Annotated in this window: 12 protein-coding genes; 6 read left to right on the forward strand and 6 right to left on the reverse strand. The window is 61.3% G+C overall.

Going from position 1 to position 14,390, the window contains the following annotated elements:
* Positions 1-110 precede the first annotated feature (110 nt).
* The 3 genes from ACOABP_RS18695 (at position 111) to ACOABP_RS18705 (ending at position 4,408) form a co-directional block, all read left to right on the forward strand.
* Entirely contained in the window at positions 111-761 is a 651-nt protein-coding gene (locus ACOABP_RS18695) for a response regulator (protein ID WP_474229396.1), read from the forward strand.
* Positions 761-3,709 carry an ATP-binding protein gene (locus ACOABP_RS18700; RefSeq protein ID WP_474229397.1) on the forward strand — a complete coding sequence of 983 codons (2,949 nt, stop codon included), beginning with the start codon at positions 761-763 and terminating at the stop codon, positions 3,707-3,709. The genes ACOABP_RS18695 and ACOABP_RS18700 overlap by 1 nt, the downstream gene beginning before the upstream one ends.
* Positions 3,710-3,901: 192 nt before the next feature.
* A complete protein-coding gene (locus ACOABP_RS18705) occupies positions 3,902-4,408 on the forward strand; it encodes a glycine zipper family protein (RefSeq protein WP_474229398.1) in 507 nt (168 codons plus the stop codon).
* Between the two features lie 69 nt (positions 4,409-4,477).
* Here ACOABP_RS18705 and ACOABP_RS18710 read toward each other — a convergent pair whose 3' ends face one another.
* The gene (locus ACOABP_RS18710; protein WP_474229399.1) at positions 4,478-4,825 is read right to left on the reverse strand and encodes a hypothetical protein; all 348 of its coding nucleotides are present in this window, start codon (positions 4,823-4,825) and stop codon (positions 4,478-4,480) included.
* A 795-nt stretch (positions 4,826-5,620) separates the two neighbouring features.
* Between ACOABP_RS18710 and ACOABP_RS18715 the strand changes: the two genes are divergently transcribed.
* Genes ACOABP_RS18715 through ACOABP_RS18725 form a run of 3 tightly spaced genes read left to right on the forward strand, consistent with a single transcriptional unit; the run spans position 5,621 to position 8,723 of the window.
* Positions 5,621-6,106: a DUF3302 domain-containing protein gene (locus ACOABP_RS18715; protein WP_474229401.1), complete on the forward strand. Its 486-nt coding sequence runs from the start codon at positions 5,621-5,623 to the stop codon at positions 6,104-6,106.
* A complete protein-coding gene (locus ACOABP_RS18720; RefSeq protein ID WP_474229403.1) occupies positions 6,107-7,285 on the forward strand; it encodes an HlyD family secretion protein in 1,179 nt (392 codons plus the stop codon).
* Positions 7,286-7,289: 4 nt separating this feature from the next.
* Entirely contained in the window at positions 7,290-8,723 is a 1,434-nt protein-coding gene (locus ACOABP_RS18725) for a TolC family protein (RefSeq protein WP_474229405.1), read from the forward strand.
* A 479-nt stretch (positions 8,724-9,202) separates the two neighbouring features.
* Here ACOABP_RS18725 and ACOABP_RS18730 read toward each other — a convergent pair whose 3' ends face one another.
* The 5 genes from ACOABP_RS18730 to ACOABP_RS18750 all read right to left on the reverse strand — a co-directional run bounded on the left by ACOABP_RS18730 (position 9,203) and on the right by ACOABP_RS18750 (position 13,913).
* On the reverse strand, positions 9,203-10,126 hold the full coding sequence (locus ACOABP_RS18730; protein ID WP_474229406.1) for a rolling circle replication-associated protein: 924 nt from the start codon (positions 10,124-10,126) through the stop codon (positions 9,203-9,205).
* A 441-nt stretch (positions 10,127-10,567) separates the two neighbouring features.
* A complete protein-coding gene (locus ACOABP_RS18735; protein ID WP_474229408.1) occupies positions 10,568-11,758 on the reverse strand; it encodes a zonular occludens toxin domain-containing protein in 1,191 nt (396 codons plus the stop codon).
* Between the two features lie 4 nt (positions 11,759-11,762).
* Positions 11,763-12,089, reverse strand: coding sequence for a DUF2523 domain-containing protein (locus tag ACOABP_RS18740; RefSeq protein WP_474229409.1), 327 nt, complete (start codon positions 12,087-12,089; stop codon positions 11,763-11,765).
* Positions 12,086-13,546, reverse strand: a complete 1,461-nt coding sequence (locus tag ACOABP_RS18745; protein ID WP_474229410.1) for a hypothetical protein — start codon at positions 13,544-13,546, stop codon at positions 12,086-12,088. The genes ACOABP_RS18740 and ACOABP_RS18745 overlap by 4 nt, the downstream gene beginning before the upstream one ends.
* A gap of 148 nt (positions 13,547-13,694) precedes the next feature.
* Positions 13,695-13,913, reverse strand: a complete 219-nt coding sequence (locus ACOABP_RS18750) for a hypothetical protein (RefSeq protein WP_474229411.1) — start codon at positions 13,911-13,913, stop codon at positions 13,695-13,697.
* Positions 13,914-14,390 lie beyond the last annotated feature (477 nt).

Genomic DNA, 14,390 nt, shown 5'->3' on the forward strand with positions numbered 1-14,390 from the left:
GTGCGTGCCGCAGGACGTATCGAGGCCGTTCGGCCTTGTGGATGGACCACTTTGCATGCTGTAAGAGAATACTCACCCAGGATGATCTGGAGTGTGGAGAAGTCACGCGCATGCCCCTACGTACCATCTCCGTCGTGATCGCGGACGATCACCCGGTGATTCAACTCGCGGTCAAGAGCACCTTGAGCGCGATCCCAAATGTCCAAGTTTCTGCAACGTGCTCATCAGGAAAGGAACTCTTCGCCGCGCTGGAAACGCGACGCCCTGATCTCATCGTTACGGATTTCACAATGGAGCGTTCCCAGGGCAATGACGACGGACTTCGCCTGATTCAGCGGCTCAGGCAGTTTAGCCCCGGAACACCGATCGTTGTCTTCACGATGCTGACCAATGGTGGCCTGCTCACTCGTCTCAAGGAGGCGGGTGTCGCTGCCATCGTTGGGAAGAACGAAGAACTGGTCGTCCTGAGGCAGATTTGCGTCGACGCGGTGTCCGGCCACGGCCAGCGTCTCTCGCCGGCGATTGCGGCCCGGATGGCAGGCGCCGGTGCACTGGACAATGGCACCTCAAGCCCGTTGTCTCCGAAGGAGATCGAGGTGGTGCGCATGTTCGCGGCAGGCAGCACCGTCACGGAAATCGCCAGGTATCTCCATCGCTCGCCGGCCACCGTCGCGACGCAGAAGCGCTCCGCAATGCGAAAGCTGAACATCACGAGCAATGCTGACCTTGTCACCTACGCGCGCGACAACGGTCTTGCGTGATGCAAGGCGAGTTCGAGCCTCCGCCGCCGTCAGCCGACCTAGACGCCGTTGAACGGCACCTGCAGCGGGAACGCCGGGTGTTCTCGATGGTGATCTTCTTGCTGGCGCTGCTCGTCATCGCGATTGCAGGAGCAATCTTGCTTGTCCGGCTGAATGGCTCACTGCGCGCGCAGGAGCAGGTTGCCCGGCTGTATGAGCAAGGTGTAGTCGATGCTGTCCTGGAGCGCCGGAGCACCCTTACTGCCACGAACCTGATTCTGGAACTGCGTGCCAATGGCACGTTTCCCGTCTCGAAGGGTCGGTCGGCCGGCAATCTCTGCAAGCAGGTTTCGCCATCTTCTCCGCCGGACGAAATTTTGCAGCAGAGTTGCGACCAGTCGGTCCGCACGCTGACGGCCGCAAGCCAGAAGCCATCGATCGAGATGATCTCGATTGCAAATGGCGCGACGTATCGCTATGAGGCAACGGATCCATCGGGACCGGCCGCGCAATCGGAGCTGCCGTTGATGCCCTCACCGACGATCATCCGCACGGTCATCGAGAGCTTTCAAAGCCGTAACATGGACCTCCTGCAGGCGGCAAGAGAGAAGCGCGTTATCTGGAAGGGAATCCCGGCCCGGGCAGCAGGAGACGATCCCGAGATTATCGGCGCCTCGTTGGTAGCGAAGGGCGATGCGCTTTACGCCATCGTCCTGACGCGAATCCCCCTGCGGAAGCTGCTACGGCCTGCCGGGCCCAACCTGTCGATTCCCGAGCCGATTGTCTTCGACAGCCTCGGCACGCCGCTGGTTGCAACGGACGCCCGCGACGGCGTGCAACGCGTCGATGTCCGGCTGGCAGATCAGCCGGACGGGATGTTTCACTGGGTTCCGGACTATGGATGGGCGTTGCGCCGCCCGCCCCTGGTGGCCGACTTCGGGCATCTGATCTTTGCGCTCCCGGTGGGCCAGCAGTTTCAGGAAATGACGGATGAATTGATCGTCATCGGCCTGATCGCCGTCGCGCTCATCGCCTTGCTGTTTGCGATGTACCGTTACTGGAACTATCGCTTCTTGACTGGGACCTATGCCGAAGCAGCACGCGCACAGCGGCTCTTGCACGAGGCGAAGCTCGCAAGCGATGCGGCCGCCAGGGCCAGGGTGTCGTTCTTTGCGTCGATGAGCCACGAGATACGCACGCCGCTCGCCTCGCTCCTTGGCAACATGGAGCTTGTCGCGATGGGGGCGCTGGAACCGGAGCAGCGGACGAGGATGAGTGCGATGCAGGTTTCGGCCGAGGGGCTGCTGCAGATCGTTAATGACATGCTCGACTTTTCCCGGATCGATGTGGGGGCAATAAGCCTCGTCGAGAAATCTGTATCTGTCACTGAACTGCTCAGCCGGATTGCGATCTCGCTCGCGCCGCTAGCGGCGCAGCGCAAGCTGAACTTCCTTGTGGTGCACGGCAAGGATCTTCCCGCACGGCTCGATCTTGACCCGGTACGCGTGACCCAGATCGTCAGCAACCTGCTTGGCAATGCATTCAAGTTTACGCAGGTTGGCAAGATCGTCTTGCGCACGCGTTGGGTGGACGAGAATCTTGAGATCGTCGTCTCCGATACCGGCATTGGCATTCCTGAAGAGTACAAGGATCGGCTCTTCCAGCCATTCTCACAGGTCGACAACAACCGCTTCGCCCAAGCCCGAGGGACCGGGCTTGGCTTGTCGATCTGCATGCGGCTGGTGGAGCGGATGAAAGGCCGTATCACGCTGGACAGCATACTGGGCGTTGGGACCCGGGTCACGGTCCGTCTCCCACTCCGGGTGTCTGACACGGCGCCACCACCGCGCCTGCGTCTGCCGGCGACCCGGACGCTTGTGCTGTCGCGGGAACCAGAGTGCCTTGAAGGGCTGCTGAACCATTTCGACTGGGGGGCGTGTCAGCCGTCAGCGCGTTCGGACATGGACGAGGCCGTTGACGTGGACTGCTATGACTGCTTGTTGGTTTCCGAGGCATTCGATCCCGGGCAAGTCATCAACTGGTGGCCAAAGCCGGCATCGATCGTATGGCTGAAGCAGTTGGGCTCGATCGTGGAAATGACGCGACAAGACGGTGGCTATGAGGTTTCCGCCTACAGTCTGTCCGGCATTCTTGCCGCTGCGCAGGCAGTCGCGGCAAAGGTCCGGACTCCGAAGCGGCCTGGCGATGCCCTCGTCGTATCCGCCTTGCAGGAGCGGCCCTTGGCGCCGCTTGCGGGACTCTCTGCGCTGGTTGCCGAAGACAACCTGCTGAACCGGAACCTGTTGCGGGACCAGCTTCGCGTGTTGGGTGCCAGGGTTGTCGAAGCGAGCAACGGCAGCGAGGCGATGGCGGCGCTGATGAAGCATCGCGTGGACGCGGTCCTGACGGACATAGACATGCCAGTCATGAACGGCTTCGACTTGCTCCGCGAAATGAGGAAAGCGGGAATGCAGATTCCGGTGTACGCCGTGAGCGCAAGCGCGCGGCCCCAGGATGTGGCGCAGGGGCAGGCGAGGGGGTTCACCGGCTATCTCACCAAGCCGCTGTCTCTCGCCGGCCTCGCGTCAGTTCTCGCTGGTGTCGGTGATCCTGCGGGCAGGATGCACTCGGACGATGGCGTGCAGGCGGATATTCTGGCCGACGACGAGCTCCCCGAGATGCCGGTGGTCCCGGCCGGGTATGTCGAAGCCTTCCTCATACAGACTGGAGCGGATCTGGATGAGTGCGACGTCGTTCGGGCCGGACACGACGTGAACCGGCTGGAACGGCTGCTGCATCGCATCTCGGGCACCCTGGCGGTATGCGGCCCCTCGCAACTGGCCGAACTGTGCGAAGACCTGCGTGACTACGCGGCGGACACCGATCGCTGGGACGACGAGATCGAACTCCAGTCCGGCTACATCACGCAGCGTCTGAGGAAAATGTGTGAGTCCCTGCCGGCCGCTTAGCCAGATTGCGGGCTGCGCGGCTCCGCTGTGTTTCTAATTTCTACGATTGTGATTGCTCTTCTGTACGGCGAGCATTGAGGGAACGAGTGATTGCCCCCGCCCTTGCGGGCAACCGTCTTGGGCACTCTCCCCAGGCAGACCTCGCAGATGCCCGCCTCCCTGTGGGCGTTTTTTCTTTGAACAGGAGAATTCATGAGCAATCGTAACGACTTCGCTCTTGCCGCGTGCACGGCATTTGCTCTCGTGTCAGGCGCAATACCCGGGACGGCCGGACTGGCACAAGCGCAAACCATTTTGCAGAAGCCCGTTGCCTATCCGGCCAGAGGGCAATCAACCGGTCTGCAGGCCAGCGACGATGGCGCCTGCTACGGCTGGGCCAAGCGGCAGTCAGGCGTTGATCCGTACGGAGTCGCGAGTTCACCAGTCCCGGTCATCGTGCCGGGTGGTGAGCGGCTGAGGGGAGCAGCCGGTGGCGCGGCCGCCGGCGCCGTGGTGGGTGCGATCAGCGGTGACGCGGGCAAAGGGGCCGCAACCGGCGCGGCCGTCGGCATGGTTGCCGGAGGTGTCACGCATCGCCAGCAGCGCCGCCAGGCGGCTGCGATCAGCGCGCAGACGCAGGCCAGCAACGATCTGGCGTTGGCGTCCTACTGGCAGGCGTGGAAGGCATGTATGACGGGCCGGGGCTACTCGGTGCAATAGGCGCGGAAGGTGGACCGGGCCGTTGGCCACCGGTCCACCCTGGCCCCGGGGAGCCAGTGTGAAAACGTCCTAGAGGACGGCACACGCTTCGGCGGTGGTGGCAGCATTCAGGCTCACCTGCGCGTCGTTGCGCAACAGGACGCACAGATAGCCGCCCGTGATGTCTTCCGGACGGGGATCGTTATGCCACAGGCCTGGCGGGGGGGCCTTGGAGGCGTGGGTCTTGCCCTCATTCGAAGCCGTACCGGATTCTGCACCGGTCACGGCATCGTTCCAGGTAACCGCGATCGACCCGTCGGGCTTCTTGCCAAGGAAGCAGAAAGTTGGGGTTGATTGCGAGTGCTGCAATGCGGGCCCGGTTTCGCAACGACCGGCGCGCACGGCGAGCACGTCATGATCGGTGCGATTGACGGCCACGATCCTGGTCCACGGCCAGGGTTCCTGGAACGGGTGCAAGCTATCGGCACTTGGGATCGCGCATCCAGACAGGACGCTTGTGGCTGTGACGGCAATGACGCCGGCAGATATCAAGGAAACAACATTCATTCTGGTATTTGGTTCAGGCGGAGCAGGGCTTCACCTGAGAGGCGTGCGACGGCTGACAGGGTAAGCGCGGCCTCGCCGCGCGGGCTATCAAAGGAATTCGAAAAACCTGGCGATACGGGGGACTGGTCCGTCCCGCACGTGCTTACTTTCTAATTTCTTTGATAGCGGCAATTGATGCGCTGCCATAAGGTATGTGCCCGATCGTGACGTCGCCGGAAGTGCCGGTGGGCGTTGACGGTAGTGGAATTACCTTTGGAGGAAACAGCAGACATGATCACGACCCGCCGATCGGCCGTCCAGGCAATAGGCCTTGCAATGCTGATCATGGGCGCCGGGCCTTCGCACGCGCAGATCTCGCCCAACCCCGGACAGCAAAGGTCCACCGAGCAGTCTGACCTGTGCACGGGAGCCGGTCTTTCTGCGAAGGCCGCCATGTGCCTTGCTTCGGATGCCTCAACCAGGAGCAAGTACAACCTCCTGTACGCCGACGATGCACCGGCAATCGATGGCACGCCGTCGTCAGTGGAAGACGAGCAATCTGGCCAGCCGGCAGGGCGCACGTCCAAGGACGCTCCCCGCAGTGGCCTCCGTAGCGGGACACCTACCTCCTAGACTTGCCGGCGCACTGTGAAACTGAGCCCTCGTGCTCCATCCCGAAACTACTCCATGAAACTGCGACCATATCTGCTGGCGGGCGTCGTCCTGCTGGCGCTGACTGAACCCGCTTTTGCATCCGCGCTCAGCGGAAAGGCGCTTGAGAACGTGGCCAATGCCATCTCCTGGGTGGTGTTGATCTTTGTGCCCGTAGCCGGGGTCTACCTGTTCTGGATGCTCCATATCTGGCCCGAGAAGGTCGCGCATCGGAAGCGCCATCCACAAATGGAGGCGATACACGCGCTGTGCCTGCTCTCGCTCTTCTTCGGAGGACTGCTGTGGCCACTGGCCTGGCTCTGGGCGCATACCAAGCCGGTGTTCTATCGGGCGGCCTATGGCACTGACAAGGCACCGGAGGACGACGAGGCGTCATCGCATGGCACCGAGGTATCGACCTCCAGGACAAGCGAAGGCGTCGCATACGGGATGCAGACCGTCGGGTTGTCGACGCCGGAACCTGTCGCTAGCGCCATGCGCGGCGGAAAGGAGTCGGTCTGAATGGATGCTCTGTTGCTTGCGGTCTACGGGCTGGCCGTTTGGCTGATCTTCTTCAAGTTCAAATTGCTGCCGTGGAACACCACGTCGATGGTCATCGCGGTCACGATCCCGGTGATCGCGATGACGCTGCTGATCCTGACGCTCAACGTGGTTGCGCCTTCCTCTCATGACATTCGCGTCGTGGGCAAAGTCCTTCAGGTAGTCCCGCAGGTTCGCGGCCGCATCATCGAACTCGCTGCCGAGGGTAACCGGAGCTACACGAAGGGCGATGTGCTGCTGCGTATCGATCCGACGCCGTATCAGGCCTCGGTCAAGCAACTCGAGGGCAGGCTGATGGCGGACGACGCGGCGCTTGCCGAGGCCCAGGCGTCGGCGCGCCAGCTCAGCGATTTCGTGCGTGGCGCGGCCGGCAGGGTGAGTACGGTGCAGGCCAAGCTGACGCTGGCACGTCAGCGGCTCAACGAACATAACGCGCTGTTATCGGCCGGGGCCGGCTCGAAGTTCGACAGGGACGATGCACTGGCCCGCCAGCGCGAGCTGGAAGGCGAACTGGTCAGCGCGCAGGCCGCCGAGGATGAAGCCAGAGAGAAGCTGTCAGCCAAGAGCCAGGGCGAGTTTGCGGCCATCGCCACTGCGCGCGCCAAGCGTGCGGAGACCGAAGTCATGCTTGAGAAGGCCAGGTGGGAGCTTGACCAGACTGTGTATCGGGCACCTTCAGATGGCAAGGTCGTGAATCTGCAGGTGCGCGTAGGCACCATGCTTGTCCCGTTCCCTTTCTCGCCGGCATTCAGCTTTGTGGAGGATCAGCAGGAAGTACTGGCCTTCTACAGACAGAACGAGCTCTACAACGTCAAGGAGGGAGACCTTGCCGAGATCTATCTGCCGACGCATCCGGGAGAGATCATCAAGGCGAAGGTGGACTCGGTCGTGTGGGCGCAATCACAAGGGCAATTTGCACAGGGCGGCATGATTCCCGATACCGGCGCAACGGACATCGTGCCGAATCGGTTCGCGGTCAAGCTGGACCTGCGTGACGAGTCGAAGCACATGATGCTTCCTGCCGGCGCAGTCGGGGCCGGCGCGATCTATACAAAGCATATGGAGATGTTCCACATCATTCGTATGGTCTTCCTTCGCGTCAGCTCCAAGCTGAACTATCTGGTATTCAAGCTTCACTAAAGGGATGTCTGTGTCGTCGTCATATGTCAACAAGATTATTCCGGCATTGCTGGCGATTCCGGTCGCCATGCTCTGCGGCTGCGCTCTGCAAACGCCGCCCCAAGGTGCCGACCTTCGACACAAGGCGGTCCCGGCGCTCGAAGGTAGCCCCGCCTGGGCGAACGACGCTGCAGCGGGCAGCCCCCCTGACGGCTGGCTTGCAACCTTCGACGATGCTGAACTCCAGCGGCTGGTGCGGGAAGCCATCGCGCACAACGGCGACCTCCTGCTCGCCGCGGTGCGCGTCGAGCAGGCGCAGGCGCTCGTTACCATTCAGGGCAGCGGCCTGCTGCCGGGCGCAGGCGTGAAGGGCAGGGCCGGCAACTCGGAGACTCAGATCCTTTCCATTGGCGCGAGCTGGGAGATCGATCTCTGGGGGCGTATCCGCGCGCAATCGCGGGCGGCAAAATCCCAGTACGCCGCTACCATGGACGACTATTTCTGGGCACAGCGCATCGTCGCCGCGGCCACGGCCACGGCATGGTTCACGCTGATCCAGAACGCGCGGCTCGAAGACCGGTTGCGGCAGGCCGTCGCGATCGAGGATCAACTGGTGGAGCTTGCCGGCAAGCGTGTTGCCATCGGCATCGCGCCGGACAGCGAGCTACTGCAGGTGCAGAGTGCGCGCCGGTCGCAGCTTGACGCGCTCAAATCGGCTGAGCTGGCTAGAAGCCAGGCTGCACAGGCCCTGGAATTGCTGCTGGGCCGCTATCCCGCGGGTGAAATCGGCAAGATCGGGCCAGGGCTGGATCTGCCGGCCATACCGGCGGCCCCTCCGGCAGGCCTGCCGGCGGAACTGCTCGATCGTCGCCCTGATCTCGCGGCCGCCGCCCACCAGGTTGCCGCGGCCTTCGACATGAGGCAGTCGGCCGAGGCAGCGCGCTTGCCGCGCATTTCCATCAGCGCGGCCATTACTGGAATCCGCAGCGATGTGTTCCTGCTCAATCAGGCCGGTAGCCCGATCAAGGGGCTGAATGGCTCGTTCTTCGCGCCGATCTTTACTGGCGGAGAGCTCAAGGCCAGGGCGGACTACTACACGGCCGGGCAGAAGGCCGCCCTGATCGCCTATGGCAACAGCGCCCTGCAGGCGCTGAGCGAGGTGGAGGCGGGGTTGAAGGCCGATTCCAACTATGCCGAGCGGACGACACAACTGCAAGACAGAGTGCGCGAAAGCCGGTTGCTGGTCCAGCGTGAAGAAGCACGTGCCAGGATTGGGGCCTCCGACACGCGCAGTGTCCTGAAGGACCGGCAGTCACTCCTGGCTGCCGAGATGGACCTCATCAACGTGCGAGGCGCCCATCTCAACCGACGTATTGCGCTATTGCTGGCGCTGGGGGGAGACTGGAAGTGGAGAGGCGATGTCGCCGACGTTTCCGGGGCTGTACCCGTGGTGCAATGAAAAAAAGACGAGGATGTCCTGCACGTTCGCGCTTGCGCGATATCAGTCCACCGGGACCATCCTCCAGCAGCCGCAAAACCAGCCGCCTGACGTGCCTGGCTAAGGGGGCGACATTTCTATTTGGCTCAGATACGACACTACTATTTAGCGCCAACATGCGTCCGGGCAATAATACATAGAACGTCATCTTGATCGGGGCAGGGCGCAACGCCTTGCCCCACGCGGGTTTCAGGCATTTACAATCCAGCGAAAAAACTTCGTTGGGTCATGCAGAACAAGAAGCCGTACACCGCCACCAAGCACGTTTTCGCGTCAGAGTTCAACGCCGCCACTACCGGCATCCCAAACAAGGTTCTAGCCCTCTGGCTTGGCCGCACAGTCCGCACTATAGAGCAATACCGCGCAGGCCATCGACCAGTGCCACGATGGGCATTTGACCTAGTCCTATTCCGCACGCGTCAGATGGAACTGTTCTAGCGTCATTCCTCGCCCACTGGCTTGGTGTACCAGCGGTCCGCAGTCGCGAACCAGAAGCAGTGCCGACCCCGTGACACGTATGCGGCCACGCCCTGCATATTGTGGTTGTCCGCCAGCCAGCGGAAAGCGTGCGTCATGGCCTCATCGATGTCGTCGCCTTCCCACGTCCCCAACGTCAGCCGTTCAGGCACGACGATGCCTTTGCTCGCCCAATAGCGTTTCTTGTTCAGAACGCTGTCGTCCACGTCCTTACCGATGTATTTCGAAAGGTAGTCGGCGATCTGATGCACACCGCGTGGCTTGCCGGTGGTCTTCGACCTAGGGCCTTGAACGTCGATGTTGCCATTGTCACGCCCCACGACCTCAAGCCAGATGGCGCGCAGCACCTTGACCGACTGCCAGCCATTCACAGCGGCATGGATATGCCAAGCGCCCCGTTCCTGCGTCTCAAGGACGGCCACGTAATCCAGCCTGGAGAAGGCACGACTCTTGAGCTTGTTCACGCGGCGAACGAACTCTTTGAAGTCCTTTGCCGCCCTGTCGCGGTCTTCCATGTTCTCGCGATAGGTCAACGTCAGCAGGTGGTCGCCACGGATAGCCTTCACCTTCAGGCGAACGTTCTTGCGAGCACGTTGCGCAGCACGACCTACGTTGCGCTCGCGGTCTTCAGACTCACCGCGCATTGCACGCGGCATGTCGGGGCGCCAGTGGTCCTTGTGGCGGTTGATCTGATAGCCGACCACCTCAGTCTGTCCGTCAGGCATTTCCACAACGCGCACGATCGTCTGTTTGCGCACGTTGGGCTGCAACACCCGCTGTTCCCGCTCGACGTCTTCCAGCGCCATGCGCCGGTGAAAGTCTATCTGCTTCGCAACAAAATCGGGTTGCGAAACGTCATAGGCGCTATCTATAATGTTTTCCAGCATGAGCAATGTCCTTAGCCTGACTGCTTGTGCCACGCCCCGGAAGGATTGCCGTCCTTGCCGGGGTTTTTCTTTGTCTGTCGCCTGCGTGCCGCGTGCTGATTTCTTAAGTGTCAGTGATTCAAGTCTAGGGGCTCGCTTCGCTCGCCCGTCCGTCCTCGCTGCCGCTGCGGGCGGGCGGGCGAACGGCCGATGCCCACAAAACCCATCAGATCCACTTCAGCCCTCACCATTTGCATCAAGCCACCCTAGACCATCAACCGCCCATAAAAAGCGGCTTGTAGAGAGGGGTGGTGTGCACACGGACCTGCGCCTTACGTTCACTGCCTGTGGTGATACCCGCTACTCGGTCCCGCCAGCCTCGCTGAGTCGCTCGACAACTGCCACGAGGGAAATACGTTCTTGGTTCTTGGGTTCTTGACCATAGCGCGGACACTCCCGACGCTAGCCGTCCGAACGCGACCTTTCGACGCCCGCAGCTGCGGCAATACCCTTGTTCGATTCTTCGCTGATCTTGCCGAACGGTTCAATCGGCCACGACGTGACCGCTATATGCACGCCAGCCTTGTGCAGCATCACATGTTCGCCATAGGCCGACTGTTGCACGCCCCAGCCCATTTCTTCCAACTGCGCCGCCGAGAGCCTTTCCTTCAGGCGAAAGCTATCGTCGTACCACTCCACATACAGCCGTGACCGCCGCTTGTCATAGATCAGCCCGCTCAGCCGCGGCCGCCACTTGCCAGAGATCGACGCCACGTAATCCGCGGCCATCGCGTCCTGCGCCTGTGCCTGGCTAACCGGCGGTCCCTGAACCGCAGGAGGTTGGACAGCGGCCACACCAGATGCCGGCGTGACGACCGTCGTCGTGACAACGTGCGGCGCATCGACCGGCTTGTTTTTCGTGAGGGACTTCTCAAAGCCGCCACCCTTGAAGAAATTGAACAGGTAAAAGACCGCCAGCACCACCACGATGCCCATCAGCGGCAACCACTTCCGAAAAATCGGGTTGTGGAGGATGTTCGTCCGCTTGTCCTTGTACGTCTCCGCATTCTCCGAGCCTTCGACCCGCGTGCGGTACGTGCCGAAGTAGCGCTCATCGTACTTCTCGACACCGCTGTTGACCTTGACGAACTTTATCCGCTGACCGTCGTGCTGACCCTTATATGCGGTCCACCGATACTTAGCATCGGCGCCGCGACCGTTCTGTTTCTCGAAAACGATCTTCTGGTCGCACCGGTTCACCCAGTTCGCATGAACACCGCCCGCACCCTTCAGCACCTGCCCCATGCCGACAATGTCCAGACCACGATGCCCATGCTCGGCAATGGCCTTCACCTGATCCTGCGGCACATTGCGCTGACCGTGCGGCCAAAAATTCTGCATTTCGTCCAGGATGACCAGCGAATCGTTTTCAACGATCAGATGCCAACGCAGAACGTCTTGCTCGGGAATCTCATGAAGCAGCGCCTTGACTGCTTCCAACGGCAGACCAGCGGCCTCAGCAACCTTGGCATGATCGATACCGTTCAGCCGCGCAAATACCTTACGACCCTTTTGAAGCGCCGGAATAATGCGCTTCGCCATCGCCTCATACGACTTGCCAGACCGGGGCAGACCTTCGTGAAAGATAAACATCGCGTCACCACTGGAAGAGGGTCACGACCTTGCGCAGCATGCGAAACGCAAAGCCCGAACCCAACAGCGCAATACCCGCGCCGATGTTAAACACGCCGACGAAATACAGAACATCGGCACCCAGCCCGTTGAACAGCGTCTGCAGGCTGACGCTCTGCAGGAATGATGGCGCCGGTATCGCCGACAGCAGCGCGGCCAGGGCCGACAGCAGGCCATCGACCCCGGCAATCATCAGATCGTTGACCAGGTCCCACAGTGCAGCGAAGACCTTCACCACAAGGCTAAGCAGCCACGCGGCCAGCGCACTAATCGCGTTGATGATCCCGTTCATAGGAAGGCAATCCGGAAAGCAGCCCAGGCCGCAACGATCATCACCACTACCCCGCCGAGCTGGTACAACCCGACCATCGTCGAGCTGCAAACAAACTGGCCAGCATCCAGGGCAGGCATCCACTTGTTAGCCGGCATCGACCAGTGCGGACACTGCGAAGCCGAGATCGTCACCGTGAAGAAATTCGACGCAGCCTGGAACCAGGGCGCTGCCTTAACCGAGTTCTGAAACGAGCTCAACACATCGTTCCAGGTCCTCGACTTGCGCGTGTACAGCGTCGCGTCGCCAGCGGAAAACGTCGCAGTGCCGTCCGTCTGTTGCGGCGTGGTCTGCGTCGCATTCGTCGTCGTCGTGGTGGTCGTGGTCGTGGTGCCGTCAGGGTTATTTGTCGTGGTCGTAACGACTTGTCCAGGCGTCACCGTCACAGGCGTTGCACCCATCGTGGCCTGATCAGTGTTCGCCGCAATCTTCGCCGTTGGCGTCGTTGTGCGCGTCCCCGTCACCTTGCCAGTGCCATCCGTCGTCGTCTCGGTCTTACCCGGAAACGTCACCGCGCCACCATTGGGCACCGTCACAGGCGTCCACGTCCGACCACCAGCTCCCGGCGAACCGACGATCTGCGCACAAGGATCGTCCGCACTCGCCGTGTCACGGAACGTCGTAATCTTCGCGCCGCAACCGCCAGCGTCCCACACCTTAGCCAACGCAGCAGGCGAAGCCAGCGCAGTTTCGAGCTGCGCATCTGTAGACGCAGATGCCCCCGGATCAGACCAACCAGGTGGAATGCACATTCCGTCCGCACGCAACGTGTCGCCCGTATTGCAACCAGTCTTGTGACTCAGGCTGTACGTGACATCAACAACCGTTCCACCAGCCTTAGGCGTACGATTTAAATGACACGTAGCACTATTCGAACTACCGATCACGTACTGACCCATAGAAAAGTTGTATATCGGAAACTGACCCGCCGCATACGACATCAACGCATCACAAACCGGTTGCGGATCAGCAGCAACAGTCGAGACAAATCCGGAAACCCAGTATCCGCCCGCAGAGGAATAAGGCTGACTGCCGGTGTACGGATTCTTTGTCTTAAACGAATTGCTGGCCGCATCGTACGTCGTGTCACCCGTCATAGCCACAGCCAACGCCAGCATTGCGCCAGTGAGCGGTCCACGCGCTACCGCCGCCTGGAGCATGCTGCGCGCAATCGGCGCGACCACGGAACCAGCCACTGTCAAAGCACGGCCGGTGACAGCTACCGTAGCCGGTATGCCGCCCGTAGCCACCATACCCACGGTCAGAGCAGCGGCAGTAATGACCAGCGCCGTCCCATTGACAGACGACGTACTCGGACCGGTCGTCGTAATGCCCCAGTTCAGCGAACCATCAGACGACAACGTTTGCGCACGCACCGTTGGCACCGACAGCAGCGCCGACAGCACCAGCGCAAGCACCAATGCCTCTAACTGCCGAAGCCAATAGCGACAGCGGACCCAGAAGCCAACCCGAGGAACGCGAAGAACAGTAGCCATAGCATCATCACCCCCACAAAGAAAAAGGCCCGCACAGAGCTTGTACGGGCCTTGGCGCACCACAGTTCGATCAGCCGAAGAACGAAGCGGTCTTCTTGATCGCCCACTTTGCGAAGCCGGGCAAGGCCATGATGGCGCCAGCAGCCACGATGGCGGTAACGACCGACGTGCTGTCGATACCAGCCAGAACGCCCGAGGCGTCCACACCAGCGGCTTCCGCCATTGCCGAGCCAGCAGTACCCACGGTCAGAACAGCCAGAGCGGCCAGACGTTGGAGCTTGTTTTTCATTTCACTTCTCCCATACAAAAACGGAGCGGACCATGCGTGCGACCACGAAGCACACAACCGGCAGAGAGAATCCCAGCAGCCAAGCCGCCCCGATATCGGTAGCTGCGGGAGGTTGTAAAGCTTGGGCGAGGGTGAGGGTAGACGTGTACTCAGCAGCGGTCTGCAACACGAAGCCTTGGCACGCTTCCGGCGCGTCAGCCGTCGCGGTCAAAGCGCCACCTTGGAACAGAACGCACTGAGCCACGATCAGCCACCCACCGCAGCGCGATACTTCGCGTACATCGCCCTGGCGTGCGCACGACGGTCCAGTTCGACGACCACGCGCTCAGAGAACAGAGAGAGGAACCAACGCATCATTCGACCTCGCCGCGCAGTTCAGGATGCTCAGACACCCCCAACGTGCGAAGCGAATCGCAGTTCGGGCACTGAAAAGCCATGTAAGCCTCGTCCAAAAAACGAGACTCGTCGTCTTCCCAG

It is taken from the genome of Cupriavidus sp. HE11 (genome assembly GCF_056097175.1).